This window comes from Ohtaekwangia sp. (assembly GCF_036568665.1).
In the GTDB taxonomy this organism is placed as follows: domain Bacteria; phylum Bacteroidota; class Bacteroidia; order Cytophagales; family Cyclobacteriaceae; genus Ohtaekwangia.
Window position 1 is genome coordinate 1 of record NZ_DATCSD010000383.1, and the last position, 16,441, is coordinate 16,441.

18 protein-coding genes are annotated in these 16,441 nt (G+C 42.1%); 11 read left to right on the forward strand and 7 right to left on the reverse strand.

The window, feature by feature from the left end; all coding sequences use genetic code 11:
• A partial coding sequence (locus VIN08_RS22315; RefSeq protein WP_331970039.1) for a sensor histidine kinase occupies positions 1 to 652 on the forward strand: 652 nt, incomplete at its 5' end.
• A gap of 26 nt (positions 653 to 678) precedes the next feature.
• Here the strand turns inward: VIN08_RS22315 and VIN08_RS22320 are convergent.
• Positions 679 to 1,365, reverse strand: coding sequence for a response regulator transcription factor (locus VIN08_RS22320; RefSeq protein ID WP_331970041.1), 687 nt, complete (start codon positions 1,363 to 1,365; stop codon positions 679 to 681).
• A 12-nt stretch (positions 1,366 to 1,377) separates the two neighbouring features.
• The gene (locus tag VIN08_RS22325) at positions 1,378 to 2,637 is read right to left on the reverse strand and encodes a HAMP domain-containing sensor histidine kinase (RefSeq protein WP_331970043.1); all 1,260 of its coding nucleotides are present in this window, start codon (positions 2,635 to 2,637) and stop codon (positions 1,378 to 1,380) included.
• A gap of 155 nt (positions 2,638 to 2,792) precedes the next feature.
• On the opposite strand from VIN08_RS22325, the gene VIN08_RS22330 reads away from it, so the two are divergent.
• Complete coding sequence (locus VIN08_RS22330; protein ID WP_331970045.1) at positions 2,793 to 3,200, forward strand: DUF1573 domain-containing protein; 408 nt, start codon at positions 2,793 to 2,795, stop codon at positions 3,198 to 3,200.
• A gap of 83 nt (positions 3,201 to 3,283) precedes the next feature.
• Here the strand turns inward: VIN08_RS22330 and glmS are convergent, their stop codons facing one another.
• The 3 genes from glmS to VIN08_RS22345 are packed head-to-tail and all read right to left on the reverse strand — an operon-like array spanning position 3,284 to position 7,486.
• Positions 3,284 to 5,119: a glutamine--fructose-6-phosphate transaminase (isomerizing) gene (gene glmS / locus VIN08_RS22335; RefSeq protein WP_331970047.1), complete on the reverse strand. Its 1,836-nt coding sequence runs from the start codon at positions 5,117 to 5,119 to the stop codon at positions 3,284 to 3,286.
• 11 nt (positions 5,120 to 5,130) lie between these two features.
• On the reverse strand, positions 5,131 to 6,702 hold the full coding sequence (locus VIN08_RS22340; protein ID WP_331970048.1) for a DUF4270 family protein: 1,572 nt from the start codon (positions 6,700 to 6,702) through the stop codon (positions 5,131 to 5,133).
• Entirely contained in the window at positions 6,686 to 7,486 is an 801-nt protein-coding gene (locus VIN08_RS22345; RefSeq protein ID WP_331970050.1) for a glycogen/starch synthase, read from the reverse strand. The genes VIN08_RS22340 and VIN08_RS22345 overlap by 17 nt, the downstream gene beginning before the upstream one ends.
• A 121-nt stretch (positions 7,487 to 7,607) precedes the next feature.
• Here VIN08_RS22345 and panC point away from each other — a divergent pair, with 121 nt between their 5' ends.
• The 3 genes from panC to VIN08_RS22360 all read left to right on the forward strand — a co-directional run bounded on the left by panC (position 7,608) and on the right by VIN08_RS22360 (position 9,904).
• Positions 7,608 to 8,453, forward strand: a complete 846-nt coding sequence (panC, locus tag VIN08_RS22350) for a pantoate--beta-alanine ligase (protein WP_331970052.1) — start codon at positions 7,608 to 7,610, stop codon at positions 8,451 to 8,453.
• A 69-nt stretch (positions 8,454 to 8,522) separates the two neighbouring features.
• On the forward strand, positions 8,523 to 8,870 hold the full coding sequence (gene panD, locus VIN08_RS22355; RefSeq protein WP_331970054.1) for an aspartate 1-decarboxylase: 348 nt from the start codon (positions 8,523 to 8,525) through the stop codon (positions 8,868 to 8,870).
• Between the two features lie 35 nt (positions 8,871 to 8,905).
• Entirely contained in the window at positions 8,906 to 9,904 is a 999-nt protein-coding gene (locus VIN08_RS22360; protein ID WP_331970056.1) for a lysylphosphatidylglycerol synthase transmembrane domain-containing protein, read from the forward strand.
• A 16-nt stretch (positions 9,905 to 9,920) separates the two neighbouring features.
• Here the strand turns inward: VIN08_RS22360 and VIN08_RS22365 are convergent, their stop codons facing one another.
• Positions 9,921 to 11,036: a glycoside hydrolase family 130 protein gene (locus tag VIN08_RS22365; protein WP_331970057.1), complete on the reverse strand. Its 1,116-nt coding sequence runs from the start codon at positions 11,034 to 11,036 to the stop codon at positions 9,921 to 9,923.
• A gap of 84 nt (positions 11,037 to 11,120) precedes the next feature.
• Here VIN08_RS22365 and VIN08_RS22370 point away from each other — a divergent pair, with 84 nt between their 5' ends.
• The 3 genes from VIN08_RS22370 to VIN08_RS22380 all read left to right on the forward strand — a co-directional run bounded on the left by VIN08_RS22370 (position 11,121) and on the right by VIN08_RS22380 (position 13,739).
• Entirely contained in the window at positions 11,121 to 11,873 is a 753-nt protein-coding gene (locus VIN08_RS22370) for a TIGR00730 family Rossman fold protein (protein ID WP_331970059.1), read from the forward strand.
• Between the two features lie 72 nt (positions 11,874 to 11,945).
• Positions 11,946 to 12,935 (forward strand): lytic transglycosylase domain-containing protein, encoded by a 990-nt coding sequence (locus tag VIN08_RS22375; protein WP_331970061.1) that lies wholly within the window; start codon positions 11,946 to 11,948, stop codon positions 12,933 to 12,935.
• A gap of 42 nt (positions 12,936 to 12,977) precedes the next feature.
• Positions 12,978 to 13,739 (forward strand): creatininase family protein, encoded by a 762-nt coding sequence (locus VIN08_RS22380; RefSeq protein WP_331970063.1) that lies wholly within the window; start codon positions 12,978 to 12,980, stop codon positions 13,737 to 13,739.
• A gap of 88 nt (positions 13,740 to 13,827) precedes the next feature.
• On the opposite strand, the gene VIN08_RS22385 is transcribed toward VIN08_RS22380, so the two are convergent.
• Complete coding sequence (locus tag VIN08_RS22385; protein WP_331970065.1) at positions 13,828 to 14,649, reverse strand: hypothetical protein; 822 nt, start codon at positions 14,647 to 14,649, stop codon at positions 13,828 to 13,830.
• Positions 14,650 to 14,763: 114 nt separating this feature from the next.
• On the opposite strand from VIN08_RS22385, the gene VIN08_RS22390 reads away from it, so the two are divergent.
• The 3 genes from VIN08_RS22390 to VIN08_RS22400 form a co-directional block, all read left to right on the forward strand.
• The gene (locus tag VIN08_RS22390; RefSeq protein WP_331970067.1) at positions 14,764 to 15,297 is read left to right on the forward strand and encodes an NADPH-dependent FMN reductase; all 534 of its coding nucleotides are present in this window, start codon (positions 14,764 to 14,766) and stop codon (positions 15,295 to 15,297) included.
• A gap of 48 nt (positions 15,298 to 15,345) precedes the next feature.
• Positions 15,346 to 15,828 (forward strand): GAF domain-containing protein, encoded by a 483-nt coding sequence (locus VIN08_RS22395; protein WP_331970069.1) that lies wholly within the window; start codon positions 15,346 to 15,348, stop codon positions 15,826 to 15,828.
• Positions 15,825 to 16,441, forward strand: a 617-nt coding sequence (locus VIN08_RS22400; protein WP_331970071.1) for a hypothetical protein, incomplete at its 3' end; no start/stop codon positions are given. The genes VIN08_RS22395 and VIN08_RS22400, both read left to right, overlap by 4 nt.

Sequence of the window (16,441 nt, forward strand, 5' to 3'; positions counted from 1 at the left end):
GCTCAGTTCTTTACAGCTTGCGTTATCTCTTTTAAAATCGGGCGATGTGAGTCGCGAAGAATTTCAGCACCTCACAAAAGCTCTGGAAACACGATTCAGTCAAACAACCGAGTTTATAGAAAACTTATTGCAGTGGGCCACACTTCAATTGAAAGGAGAGACCTACGAACCTACTTATCTTGATCTGTCAAAAATTGCGGAAGAGACGATCACACTCATGGAAGTCGATATGCAACGAAAAGACATCAAAGTAAAAAATAATCTACATCAGTCACTGCAGGCGTATGCAGACCTGAATATGATACGCTCCATTCTTCGTAACCTTCTAACAAACGCTATCAAATTTACCAGCAATGGTGGAGTAATTACGCTCAACGCGATGCGAACGGACAGACAGGTAATTTTATCGGTAGCAGATACCGGTGTAGGTATACCGGCCTCTAATCAACATCGCATGTTTACGTTGGGAAGTATAACAACACCGGGAACAAAACAGGAGAAAGGAACCGGCCTCGGACTTTTACTATGCAAAGAATTTGTTGAAAAGAACGGTGGCCGCATCTGGTTTGAAAGTGTGGAAGGGAAAGGCACTACTTTCTTCTTTTCATTACCCGAAAACCAGGAAAGCGTACAGCAGATTGCAAGTGCCTGATGGCCCTACTATATATTGCTATATTTCTATGGTGCAATAACCTCTAGTCTGAAGCCTACACCATGGTAGTTCACAATCTGCACGCTGGGGTCTTCCTTTAAATATTTACGTAGCTTGGATATAAATACATCCATACTCCGGCCCATAAAATAATCATCATCGCCCCACACTTCTTTCAGAATCTCTTCACGCTTTAATACACGATGTCTGTTATAGTATAGCAACTGAAGAACCTCCGCTTCTTTTTGCGTGAGCGTTTTTTCCATCTGCTCATTTCTCAGCGTAAGCGTGGTGTAATCAAATTCATAATTACCCAGTTGAAATTTCTTTAGCGGAGAAGGAACTGTATCCGAACTTCTGCGAAGAAATACTTCAATGCGGCACAACAATTCTTCGAGGCTGAAGGGCTTTGTTATATAATCATCGGCACCGGTTTGAAAGCCTGCAAGCTTATCTTCCATCATGGCCTTGGCCGTAAGAAAGAGTATAGGTATGTTTTGATTTTCGGCACGTACTCTGCGCGCAAGCGAGAAACCATCCAGCTTGGGCAGCATCACATCAAAAATACACAGGTTAAAAACATCTGTATGAAAAGCTGTCGAGCCTGCTTCGCCATCCGTACATAACGTAACATCGTATCCCTTCAGGCAAAGGTTATCTTTAATTACGAACCCGAGGCTTGGGTCATCTTCAACTAACAAGATTTTCTTCATGTCAACGTGTTGCTATACCGGCAAATAAAATCTGAACAAGCTACCTTTCCCTAATTCACTTTGCAGCGTTATGTTACCGCCATGTGCTTCTATAATTGTTTTTACATAGCTCAACCCCAATCCAAACCCCTTTACGTCATGTATATTCCCCGTAGGCACACGATAAAATTTCTGAAACACGCGCTTGTGATGTTCTGAACTTATACCTATACCATTGTCTTGTACCTCTACCACTACACCTCTGTCGTGCCGCAAGGTTCGTATTGTAATTTCCGGTTCATCCTTACAATATTTCACTGCATTATCAAGCAGGTTGGCCAGCACATTGGTTATATGAAGTTTATCAGCATGTATACCCAATGTTCCGCTTTCAAATATTTCTTTTACTTTACCCTTCTTTTCGCTCAGTGCCACAGCTGTATTCCGTACAGCATCCTGCACCAATTGATGCAACTCTACATTTTCCTTCTTAAGCCCTACGTCTTCTTTTTCAAGACGTGCCATTTGTAACACACGTTCTACTTGCTGCTTCAGTCGAAGATTCTCTTTCTCAATGATCGTTGCATAATTGAGCAACCGTTCCGGATGCTGAATGATGGAAGGATTCTTCAATACTTCAGTTGATACAGCTATCGTAGAAATAGGAGTCTTGAACTCGTGCGTCATGTTATTGATAAAATCCTTCTGAACTTCCGACAGACGCTTCTGCTTGAGGATAACAAACAAGGTATAGGCGAAAAAAACGATCACCAGCAATAAAACTAAAGATGAGAACGACCATATACCCATCTGGTTAATAATGTGCGCTTCACGATTAGGGAACTGCACACCAAAGTAATACCCTTGTGTAGACCACTTCGGCAATTTACTTGCTATATTTTTCTGTTTTGATTTTAGCGGGACGTAATTACCGTATACTATCTTTTCGTTGGTACAGTCATATATACCATACTCGAAATCGACCACTATATTTCGTTTTTCAAATTCTGTTCGCAGTAAAAACTCCAGCAAGCGTGCATTTACCTCACTGTTTACCATCACCACAAAATAATTGGTAGAGAGTTGTTTCACCGGGTTATTGGAAGGAGGCGGTGTGTCGTTCATGTTGTATATCTGCTCTGCCACATTATATAGTGCAGCCGTAACAGTACGTTCGAACTCCGCTTCTTTCAGATCGAAAGCACGCCTTACCCAATACAATTGAGTAATCGTTATACCGGTAATGGAGAGTGTTGCCAGTATTACAATAAGTCTGATTGTTGAGTTTTTCACAGATTAAAGGTACGAAGATTACTGCGTGTGGCGCAGCACTTTAACAGGTCGTTAACAATTATTAGGCATTCGTTAACAAAGGAATCTCTGCACACTGGCGAGTTTTGTATTGTTCGAACAAACAACAATTTCATTAATCTAAACCAGTAATTATTATGAAAAAAGTATCATTAATCATCCTGGGTCTTCTCTGCGTTACAGCAGTGCTTGCCCAATCATTAGTTTCTAATGACAAACCTGTTAACCCATTACGTTCTGCCACTTTTGCATGGACACAAACTACATTTGACTTTGGTAAGATCAAGGCGAATGCTCCTGTTACACATGAGTTCAAATTCACTAACTCAGGCGACTCTCCGCTGGTAATCACATCGGTTCAAGCTTCCTGCGGCTGCACGGTTGCCGAATACTCCAAAGATCCGATTCCTTCCGGAGCGCAGGGTTTTGTAAAGGCAACGTATAATGCTGCTAAAGTTGGTGTATTTACCAAAACAGTAACGATCAACTCCAATACGGATGCTGGCGTTGTGTTGCTTACCATTAAAGGTGAAGTGATAAACTAAAGTGCCACTCCCTTAAAAAAACAGCGAGCCTGGAGAATCTCCAGGCTCGCTCATATATATACCTATATATTTGGATTGGTGTTTTATTCTACTGTTACAGACTTCGCCAGGTTTCTGGGTTGGTCTACGTTACAGCCACGCATTACGGCTATGTGATACGAAAGAAGTTGCAATGGAATAACGGATACCATTGGCATGAATGCTTCATGAACAGCCGGCACTTCAATTACAAATTCTGACATAGCAGGAATCAGTTGATCCCCTTCTGTTACTACGGAGATCACACGACCTTTACGTGCTTTTACTTCCTGTATATTAGAAACAACTTTTTCGTACGAGCTATCGCGGGTTGCTATAAATACTACCGGCATCTCTTCATCGATCAAAGCGATTGGTCCGTGCTTCATTTCCGCTGCAGGATATCCTTCAGCATGTATATAGCTAATCTCTTTCAATTTCAACGCACCTTCCAATGCCACCGGGAAGTTATAACCACGACCCAGGTATATAAAATTGCGTGCATCTTTAAATGTAGCAGCAATCTCTTGTATCTGCTCATTGAGTTGAAGCGCCTTCTCCACTTTCGCTGGTATAGTCTCCATCTCTACTAACATCTCGTGGAATTTCTGATCGGTGATCGTGCCTTTCTTCTGCGCCACTGTGAGTGCTATCATGTTAAGCACGGTTAACTGTGCTGTGAAAGCTTTTGTACTCGCCACGCCAATCTCAGGGCCAGCATGTGTATAGGCACCTGCATGTGTAGCCCGTGCTATAGAAGAACCTACTACGTTACATACACCGAATATAACTGCACCTCTTGATTTAGCGAGTTCTATAGCAGCCAGTGTATCGGCTGTTTCTCCGGATTGAGATATAGCAATCACTACATCGCCTTCGCGGATCACAGGGTTTCTATAGCGAAACTCCGATGCATATTCTACTTCAACCGGTATACGGCAGAACTCTTCGAAGAAATATTCTGCTACAAGACCAGCATGCCATGATGTTCCGCACGCTACAATCAATATACGATCGGCACTTACCAGTTTGTTTACATACTCGCGCAAACCTCCCAATACAAGTCTTCCGGATTGTGACTCCAAACGGCCACGAAGACAATCTTTAATAGAGCGAGGTTGTTCGAAAATTTCCTTGATCATGAAGTGCTCGTATCCACCTTTCTCGATGGCTTCGAGTTCAAGATCTACAGTTTGTATATAAGGCGTGAGTGGTAAGTTTGCCGTGTTGGTAATACTTAGTTCGCCTTCGCGAATTACAGCAATCTCCTGGTCGTTCAGATATACTACTTCATTGGTATACTCGATGATAGGTGTAGCATCAGATGCAAGAAAATATTCGTTCTTACCAACGCCTACGACTAACGGGCTTCCTTTTCTGGCAGCAACCAGCAGTTCAGGATCTTCCAGCGACATGATTACAATCGCATACGCACCCACTACTTTTGTTAATGCCAGGCGAACCGCTTCTTCCAGCGAACAATTTTCGTTATCCTTAATATCTTCAATAAAGTGAATGAAAACCTCAGTATCGGTCTCACTCTCAAACTTGTGACCTTTACGAAGAAGTTCTTGTTTCAGAGAGCTATAGTTCTCAATGATACCATTGTGAATGATAGCAAGTTTACCGGATGCAGAATAATGCGGGTGAGCGTTGCAATCGTTCGGCTCACCATGTGTTGCCCAGCGGGTGTGACCTATACCTATATGACTCTTCAGATTTTTCCCCTTCAGGTGCTCTTCGAGTTCAGTAACTTTTCCCTTCTTCTTATAAATGTTAAGACCATCGTTCAACAGCGCTATACCTGCGCTATCATAGCCACGGTATTCAAGACGCTTTAAACCTTTAATAATAATTTCATGAGCCTGTCTGGGCCCTACATATGCTACAATACCACACATAAAAAATAGGTTTAATTAACAGTCGGAACAGTATAGTAAACACGAAGTACTATATTATTCTTATTAAAGGCAACACGATTTATAGTCTTGCCAAGAACATGTCTTCCAAAGGAGAATGAAGACGATGCGCCTTCGTAAGGCACAAGAACAACGCTGGTAAATTTCGGTTCGGTTTCTGTTTTAGAAAGCGCCAGCAACTGTTGAAAGAAGAGTGTCGCCGCACCTTTGTATTTCTTTGTATCCGAAGCGTAGTTCAGTGTAAAGAATCTTCCGCCATCGGCAATAATATTCAATGTACTATCGAAAGGTATAGCGCCTGCATAATAGCTTGATGTACTGCTGCGATCAAAGTTTATATATCCTTTATATGAATTTATAACCTGAATATCATTCGTATACTCTGTACCGTTGGCCTGGTACGAAAGTTTTTTAAAGCGATTATTGTCTTTAACAATCTTCACAACAAGTCCGGATGGTGGAGTATAATTACCCGGATCATCTATACCGTTGATCATTAATTCAGCTGAGTTTATTTCGGCACGATCCAGTGTTGCCGCAAACTCATTGAATTTTGAAAGATCAAGCTTTGTTACTACACCGCTTCCTGCCTGAACGTAGCGAACATCTCCATTGGGTTCCGCTTCCTGATACTTGGTTGTTAGCGAAGACAACTCAGATGCTGATCTGTCGGTTGTGATCTTGCTATAGCTTATCAGCGTACCAACAGTAAATGTAATGGCGAGTGTATCTTTCGTTGTGTGATAGTATAGCACCATGCGTGTAAAGTTATCGTTGGGTCTCAAACCAATAACTTTATCCGATTGCCCCGGCACAAATGCCAATCCTTTAAACTTTTCAGTAAAGTAATTATAGGTTAGAAAATCTGTAGCGCTGGATGTTACTGCAAGATTCAACAAACGCTGACCCAATGCATCTGCCAATCGCATCTGTGTAACGATCGTATCGGGTGTCGCATCGGCAATATTCAGATCATACTTATCCTGATCAACAAAAAATTGCTTGGAGGCAAGTGCTGTCGGATCGTATGCGGTTGTATTGCTGGTAAAGTAATTTTTTTGAAAGCTATAGGTAGTTGTGTACGGCTTCTGCTGACCACCGGTATTGGTAGTGCTGCTCACATCGTAGGAGCTTTTCAACTGATCGGTAAGTTCATGCACAAAGATTTCTTGCCTGGTATTGCCACTGGCACCATATGCATAAAAATCATGACGCAACGAAAGCGATATAGAATCGAATGTTGGATTGTGATTTGTTACCGATGTATCTAACGCACTGGTAGGCATGAACTGTGCAATCGCTATAGCTTCTGAATTACCAAAGCGCGCGTCATCCACTTTACCAACCAGTAATCGGTTAAGATCATTGGACGCGTTGTAATTGGATGTACGGATTGAATCTAGCAGCATCACGCTACTCTCAACCGGTATATCTACAAAGGAAAGATTAAATTTGGATGTTGGATTTTCGTAACCGAGGAGGCTGGTTCCATCTTCGCACGAGAAAAAAAATAGGGCAACTGCAACTATCGCCAATTGCCCTACGCGCTTAGCCCGCAAGTTCATTATAGAAATTGTAATACGATTCTGTGTAGTTTTCGTCCTGAATTGTTTCTACTTTCTTTTCCTTGATCTTTTTGAAGAGACCTTCCAGCTTCTTGGTTTCGCCAGCTGCAATTACAGCATCCGAAAATTCAACACCAAGTTTAATGAAGCCTTCAAAGTCTGCTGTTTTTAAATTACCCAGCATGTTGTCTTCAATGTCCATCATCTTCACTTTATCAAGGATATCGCCTTTGAATTTGTGAGAGAACGGATTGTTATAGATTGAGAAAACAGTTTTAGTATTCTTGAACAACGGATCGTTTTTGTAAGTAGTTTTCAAATACAGCGGAATGAAGCTCGTGATCCAATCATTGCAATGTACAATATCGGGACCCCATCCTAACTTACGCACAGTTTCAATCACGCCTTTGCAGAAGAAAATCGCACGTTCATCGTTGTCTTCGTAGAAATTATTTTCCTTATCGTGGAAAACAGATTTACGATGGAAGTAATCTTCGTTGTCGATAAAATATACCTGCAACTTGGCGTTGGGAATAGAAGCTACCTTAATGATCAGTGGCTTCTCTTCATCGCCGACAGCAATGTTGATACCTGAAAGCCTCACTACCTCATGTAACCTGTTCTTGCGTTCATTAATGATTCCGAATCGCGGCACCAGAATCCTTATCTCCATTCCCTTCTCCTGCATTGCTTGCGGAAGTTTACGAACAAAGTCCGCTACATCTGACGTTTGCAGAAAGGGGTTTATCTCGCTGGCTACATAAAGAATACGGAGTTTTGACATATTGTTGATTTTTAAAGTAGAACGGAAAATTGAGCCACAAAAGTACAAATAAATACCCCCATGATCAACTTATTTTCAGTTTTCCCTATATCTTTGCCCCCCTTTGCCACAGCGGCCTAAAATGGAGATTTTCAAGCAAATAGCCCCATTAAAAGCCTTTATTAACGCCCAGAAGCATCGAGGACAGTCTATTGGACTAGTACCTACGATGGGGGCACTTCATGCCGGGCACCTTTCCCTTATTGAGGCTTCTAAAAAGCAAAATTCAATAACGGTCTGTTCAATTTATGTTAATCCAACGCAGTTCAACAACCCTGCTGATCTGCTGAAGTATCCACGCACCTTTGATAAAGACACTTTATTATTGGAAAAAGTTGAGTGCGATGCCGTTTTTTATCCGGAAAGCACAGAAATGTACCCGGAGAAATCGCTCATCAAATTCGACTTCAGCCATCTTGATAAAGTGATGGAAGGCAAATTTCGTCCAGGACATTTCAGCGGAGTAGCATTGGTTGTATCCAAACTGTTCAACATTGTAGAGCCTGACCATGCCTATTTTGGTCAGAAGGATTGGCAGCAGTTCGCGGTAATCCGCCAGTTGGTGGATGAACTTAAATTCAACCTGACACTGCACAGCCAGCCAACTTCACGTGAAACAGATGGACTGGCCATGTCTTCGCGAAACCAGCGATTGAACGAACAACAAAGGCGGGATGCTATAGTATTTCACCAAAGTTTACTGGCTGCCAAAGATGCTTTACGAGCAGGTAAAAGCATTACGGAAGCAAGAGCTATAGTTAAAGAAATTCTGGAACAAAAGCCTGGAATAAAACTCGAGTATTTTGAAGTAGCCGAAAGCAAAAACTTAAATCTTTTGGAAAACGTTAAGGACTCGGATCAGCCAATTATGTGTATAGCCGGGTTTGTGGGTGAGATACGGCTGATTGACAATATGTTTTTGAATTGATCTGTTCGTGAGATTATTCACCTGCAGATTGTATTTGAGAAAGAAGTTTTAAAATAAAATTTCAACGCTTTGAGAATAGAAGTTTTAAAATCAAAGATTCATCGCGCCAAGATCACACAGGCAGAGCTTCACTATGTAGGAAGCATTACGATCGATGAAGACTTGATGGATGCCGCCAATTTTATTGAAGGTGAAAAAGTAACGGTGGTAAATGTAAATAATGGCGAACGCCTTGAAACCTACGTTATAAAAGGTGAACGTGGTAGTGGCATGGTTTGCCTGAACGGACCAGCTGCACGCAAGGCGCAAGTAGGAGATATTGTGATCATTATCTCGTATGCCTCCATGAAATTTGAGAAGGCCAAGAAATTCAAGCCAACAATCATTTTCCCTACTCCGGATAATAAGTTACCTTGAGCTGTTTAATTGTACTCTAAATCAATTTATAGCTCGTGTCTTCACGCCTCAAGGTTCTTATCCAGTATATTGTAATTTTTGCAATTACGTTTCTGTTGATCTGGTTTTCGTTGCAAGGATTGCAAGGCGAAAATAAATGGGATTATCTGAAGCAAACGTGGCAGTCTGCACACAAAGGTTGGTTGTTAGCAATGGCTGGTATAGCCATGATAAGCCACGTGTTGCGAGCTGAACGCTGGCGCATGCTGATGGTGCCTTCGGGACATCACACCAAACTCTCCTATAGTTTTTACTCGTTGATGGTTGGCTACCTGATAAATCTCGTGATTCCCAGAGGCGGAGAAGTATCGCGTTGCTATAATCTTTACAAGCTCGACAAAACTCCCGTAGATTTGTCGTTCGGCACAGTAGTAGTAGAGCGTATTGTTGATATGCTCTGCCTGCTGATACTGATCGCTATATCTTTCGCTGTAGAATCCGAAAAACTTTTTCAATTCATTGACACATTGCCTATTGGCAAACCCGGAGATTCTCTTCGAATAAATTTGTTACTCTTCGCTGGTATAGGGGTATTGCTGGTAGCCATAGCGTTGTTCTTCATACTTCGCAGCAATCAGAAGTTAAGAGCTTTTGTAGCTAAAACGTGGCAGGGTTTTAAACAAGGGTTGTCATCTGTATTCCGGCTAGAGAACAAAGGTCTTTTCATTTTATACTCTGTTCTCATCTGGCTGCTATATTTCATGATGAGCTTTACCGTGCTCAAGGCGTTCCCTTCTACCAGTTCTTTAGGCTTTAGCGCAGTGCTCAGTTTATTTGCTATAGGTTCTATTGCCATGGCAGCTCCATTGCCGGGAGGTACGGGCTCTTATCACGTACTTGTTCCACAAGGATTAGTATTTCTCTATAGTGTACCCAAGTCAGAAGCTGTAGCCTTTACCTTTATCTTTCACGGATGGCAAACGGCTATTATGATTGTATGCGGAGCAATCTCGTTATTGATCACCTCCTATATTGTTCGTAAGAAAGCTTCGTAAGTATATATGCTATAGTTTATTCATGTATAGCCACCGCGATCTTTGAATCGGCCGTTCCATAGTACAACAACCATTTACCTTTGAAATATACCAGACCTTCCAGGAAACAAACCTGGTTAACCTGTCCTGTTATTTCGTAAGGCTTCTCAGGTTTTATAAAATTCTTCTCTAATCGGTCGATAAGTTTTGTCGGGTCGTTCTTATCAAAAAGTGCTTGTCCTCCACAGTAAGCACCGGGCGCAAGGCCGGGTTCGCCACCCGCTTCCAGGTTCATACCATTGTAGATCAATACAATTCCTTTTTCGGTAAGTATAGCATACGGTCCGCTTTCAACCAGGCGACTATCAAAATATCCTTTGCGTGGTTTCAATACACTCTTCAGAGAATCATCCTCGCGCACAGGCATCCAATGTATAAGATCATCGGATGTCGCCATAAATAAATTTGTATCACCAAAGTACATCCAGTATTTACCGTTGATCTTTTCTGCCACTACGTGTTCTCCATTCACACGCGATACAATGGCACCCGATTTACTCCATGCATTTTTATACCTTCCCTGCAAAACACGACCGTGTTTTACCCAATGAATAAGATCGCTCGAAGTTGCTACGAGTAGCCGCGCAACGGTTCCGTCATACGCAGTATAGGTCATAATATACCTTCCATCAGCTGACTCAACAATGCGCGGATCTTCTACGCCACCTTCCCATTCATATTGTTTGAGACTATCATTGTCAGGAAAGAAAACAGGCTCTTTCATCTTGGTAAAATGTACACCATCGTCACTTACAGCAAGGCCCAGACGGGAAGTGCCTGCATATTTACCGATCTTGTCTTCAGCACGAAAAAGAAGATACACCTTTCCATCACGCACAACAGCCGCAGGGTTGAACACATCTTTCTCATCCCACTTCACATGGCTTTTAAGAATCGGGCACTTAAAGGTGTTGGTGCCAGCTGTGAGCACAGGATTAACACTATCAACTTTAACAAAAGGTAACAGAGCCCACGATGAGTCGCGTTGTATTGCTGTAGATGGAGTATCCACCGGCTTCTGCTTACATGCTACGACCGACATAACAATCATGCACAACCAAAGAACATCCTTAAATTTCTTTTTTCGTTTCATGTGGATATAATTATATTTCAGCTTATGCTGAGGAGGTATCATCAATTTTTACTTCTCAGATTTATAAACGTTTAAGTTACTATTATGAAAACGAAAAAGAAACGCGTTGAAGACGAGCTCATCAAAGAGGCATTGGAAGAAGAACATCGTATTCGTAAAGCATTCAAGGATAAAGATTGGGCAGAAATAAAGGGAGCCAATAGCTGGATGATCTTCAAAGTAATGTCAGAGTTTGTAGAAGGACTCGAAAAGCTGGCGAAGATAGGGCCGTGTGTTACCATCTTTGGATCGGCACGAGTTAAACCCAGCAACCACTATTACAAAGTAGCAGAAGAAATTGCCTATCAACTGGTGCAACAGGGATATGGTGTAATAACCGGAGGCGGCCCTGGTATAATGGAAGCGGGTAACCGTGGCGCCAATCGTGCCAAGGGTAAATCTGTTGGCTTGAATATTTACCTTCCTCATGAGCAGAAAGGAAATATCTATATAGATCCGGATAAACTTATTACGTTCGATTACTTCTTTGTGCGCAAAGTTATGTTCGTAAAATACTCACAGGGCTTTATCGTTATGCCTGGGGGATTTGGTACACTCGATGAATTGACGGAGGCGCTCACGCTTATTCAGACTAAAAAGATCGGACGCTTTCCGATTGTATTGGTAGGTAAAAAATTCTGGGGAGGTTTACTCGACTGGTGGAAAAAAGTATTGGTTCACGATGGTATGATCAGTGAAGAAGACCAGGAGCTTTTTGATCTGGTAGATACACCGGAAGAAGCTGTGAGAGTGATCGATGAGTTCTACTCCAAATATTTACTGTCTCCAAATTTCTGATACCAGGAACGGGACAGTGTCAATTATCGTTGAATACGAATAATCCCCACAATAACTTCAGGCTTATTCGGAATGGAAAACAACTCCACACAATCATCCAAGAAAGATTCCTTTTTTTCGATCGGAAGTCTAACGGCTTCCGATTTTATATCTATTTGCACACTGGTTATACTGTTTGGCTATATTTTCTATAACCAATCACGACAACCTTCGGCTGAAGAAACTATTTCTGATGAAGGTGTCATCGAAACGGAGTACGATGATCTTACATCCCCTTTGCCTGCTATAGCATTTGATCTCCCCAAAAAGATAACCTTTGCCGGTGAAGATGTTCCGCTCGATATTCCGGATGTTCGCGAGCGACTGGACAAAGAGTTGCAGATAAATTGTTACCTCCATAGCAACACTATATTTCTCATCAAGCGAGCACACCGTTGGCTGCCACAAATGGAAGAGATTCTTCGGCGCAATGGTATCCCGGATGATTTTAAATATCTGCCGCTGATTGAAAGTAATTTATTGAACGTTACTTCTTATCGCGATGCTGTGGGCTATTGGCAAATACTCGAATCGTCAGGTAAAGAGCTGGGTCTTGAAATTACCAAAGAAGTAGATGAGCGCTTCGATCCGCTAAAGGCTACGGAAGCTGCTTGTAAATATCTGAACAAAGCTCACAGTAAATTTAGCAACTGGTCGCTGGTAGCAGCATCGTATAACCGCGGCATGGGTGGTGTTGAACGCGCGTTGGAAGATCAGCATGTTCAATCTTATTACGATCTGTATCTGAATGATGAAACAGCACGCTATGTATTTCGCATTCTTGCTATAAAAGAGATCATTGAAAATCCGGTGAAGTATGGTTTCAAGATCGAGGCACGCCAACTATACCAGGAGGAAGCTTTGCGCTATGTAGACGTTACCGAAACAGTAAACGACCTGGTATCATTCTCCCTTCAGCAAGGCATAAACTATAAATTACTGAAGCGTCACAACCCATGGTTGCGTGAAGATAAACTGACAGTTAAAAAAGGGAAGCGCTATCGCATAGCTATACCTTCCTGATATATACTTTAAACAACATTTATATACTCAAACCACCTGTAAATGCGCCCATATATACTCTCTGAAATCAACTGGAAAACTATTCAGGAAACGCACTACAAACTTGCTGTTCTTCCGTGGGGTGCCTGTGAAGCACACAACTATCATTTGCCCTATGGCACCGATATTATCGAGGCCGATCGTGTAGCAGCAGAAGCTGCGCGTATAGCCTGGGAAAAAGGATCGCGCCTGGTTGTATTACCCGTAATTCCTTTTGGTGTAAATACAGGACAGTATGATGTAAAGCTGGATATGAATATGAATCCATCCACACAGCTCGCAGTTCTTCGTGATGTAGTAGATGTATTGAATCGCCACGGTATACATAAACTTGTCATACTGAACAGTCATGGTGGCAATGATTTTAAAACGATGATCCGCGAACTCGGTCTTCAGTTTCCATCCATGTTCCTGTGTCAGTGTAACTGGTATCAGGCCGTTGATCAAAAAGAGTTTTTTGAGAACAAAGATGATCACGCAGGAGAAATGGAGACCAGTGTGATTATGCACTTAACACCTGAGTTGGTTCGCCCGTTAAGTGAAGCGGGCGATGGTGCAGCAAAAAAATTCCGGATCACAGGTATACGCGAAGGCTGGGCCTGGGCCGAACGTAAATGGACACAAGTAACAAAAGACACCGGAGTAGGTGACCCTCGTAAAGCCTCAGCAGAAAAAGGCGCGAAGTATTTTAAAGCTGTCACCGAGAAGGTGGGCAATTTCTTTCATGAAGTGGCCAGTGCTGATAACAACGATATGTATGTATAATAATCCGTTAACATTACACGTTAATTATTATAGGTTGCCGATAGCAATTAACCTGTAACTAACTACTAACGACAAAAAAAATGGCTGCTCAATTGGCAGCCATTTTTGTATTCCGGTATATTTCTTTTCCCTTCTCATTCCATTCAGCCTTGATATAGGGCATGAGATCTTTATCGAATGCTTCTTTGGAATACGAGACTATTTTTTTTCGCTTCCCGTTAGGATAGAACTCTGTCCAGTCACCAATTTTTTTATCCCAATGATATTCTCCCTGCACAGCCACCGCGCCATTCTCATGAAATAAATAATAGAAGCCTTCTTTTTCACCAAACTCGATCGGTATCATCTCTTTCATTTTTTTACGATCCATCGGATCATAGTATGTTACCATCGACTCGCGCGGCCATCCGCGATAATATTTTTCTTTATCAGTCAGCACACTGTCACGGCTATAGGTGAGCCAGCGTCCATGTTTGGTTCCTTTGTAAAATATACCTTTGGCGAGTACAACTTCACCTTGTCTTTTTTCATAGGGGCCATGCAGTAAGACACCTTTGGTTGGATCGAACGTTGTAGTCTTTCTGATTTCCTTGCGCGTAAAATCATACCAGTATATATCGCGTACAAACGTCTGTGGCTTTTCTGATTTCTTCAGGTAATAGAATGTCTCATATGTTATGCGATCGCCAAAACCTTTGCGCGTAAATCCCTTCTTGGTTTTGATACCATAGAACACTTTCTTTTTTACTTTTTTCTTCTTGGGTTCAGCAGGCTCTTCTTCTTTTTTGAAGTCGAGCGTAGCAGGAGTATCAATAGAGAATCGCTGTTCTTCCGGCTCAGCTGGTTCCTGCGCAAAACCAACCATACAGGTAATTGCCAACAGACTGATCAACAGAAAATGACGAATCATAATTTGGGTGCTCAATGGGACAACGAATTTAATTAAAATTTAGTGTGAAAGATTATGTTAAGATGAAACTTCCGACTATTCAAAAAGGTTCAACCAAACATCAGCACTCTATCCATGAGCCATACGTCAAGAAAAATTTTAGCCATCAGTGGAAGTCTTCGTACAAATTCCTCCACACACTTTATCATTGAAGCCGTTCGGAAATATATTCCGAATACATTCACAGTTATCCGGTATAACGGTCTCGCATCGCTCCCGCAATTTAATGACGCAGATGAACCCAACGACTCCGTTAAAGATTTGCGCAGGCAGCTTGCAGAAGCGGACGGTGTTATCATCTGCTCACCGGAGTATGCATTTGGCGTTCCGGGGGCACTCAAAAATGCTTTGGACTGGACAGTATCGTCAGGCGAATTTGTTGATAAGCCTGTGGCTGTTATCACAGCGGCTACCAGTGGTGAACATGCACATGCTTCACTGTTACTTACGTTGTCTGCACTTTCAGCAAATATAGCAGAGGATGCAAAGGTCCTTATACCCTTTGTACGTGCAAAGCTCGATGCCAATGGCCATGTAAAAGATGCCGATACCCGGCAGGCACTTGAATCGGCTGGCAAAGCATTTATAAATTCGATTCAGAACATTTAGAAAGATTGTTACGTTTGGTACCTTACGCACTCAAATTATTATATATCCATGGCCGAAGAATTAATTATAGCTTCATCTACTAACAAGAAAGAGCGTTACGATATACTTATTCCGCAGATAGAATCTTTGATAACAGGAGAGCCTGATCAGGTAGCTAACTTCTCCAATATTGTTGCTGCATTAAAACAAACCATGAATTTCTTTTGGGTTGGATTTTATATAGTAAAGAACGATCAGCTTGTACTCGGTCCGTTTCAGGGGCCAATTGCCTGCACACGCATCAACTTTGGTAAAGGCGTTTGTGGCACATCGTGGAAAGAAAAGAAAACTATTCTGGTTCCCAACGTAGATGAATTTCCCGGGCATATAGCTTGCAGCTCTGCATCAAAATCAGAGATTGTATTGCCGGCATTTAAGAATGGAGAAGTAGCCCTTGTACTGGATGTTGACAGTGATGTGCTAAATGATTTTGATGATACCGATCGCGAAGCTTTGGAAAAAGTAATGCGCATCATTGAAAATATACTGTGACAAAGCAAGCGCTAAACGCATTCTATACTTCCCGAAAAAATAGTTTTTCGGAGAGTCTGGCTTCCATCCGGAAACGCATCAACCTTGTTTCGAATATACGCCTTGCTATAGCGTTACTGATAATACTCGCTATATATTTCGGACTAACTTACTACACGTGGTTGTATGCAACTTTACCGCTGCTCTTTGTTTTTATATACCTGATACGCGTTCACAGCAAACTCTTTGATGAGAAAACCCACCTGGAAAACCTGGTGAACCTGAATGATGCGGAAAGTAAAGCTGCCGCAGGAGACTCTTCATCGTTTGTTAATGGAAACGAGTTTATCGATCCTCACCATCCCTATACACACGATCTGGATATTTTTGGAGAAGGCTCGCTCTTCCAGTATACCAACCGTTGTAATACATTGGGTGGCAAACAAAAATTTGCCAATCGTTTATCATCATCTCTTCCATCGGCTACGCAGATCTACGAACAGCAACAGGCTATACAAGAGCTCGCATCGCTCACTGACTTCCGCCAACATGTACAGGCAGCAGGCAAAGAGCTCGAGGAACAACCCAGTGATCGTGCGCAGCTCGAAGCATGGTTAAAGCAACCTTCCTTTCT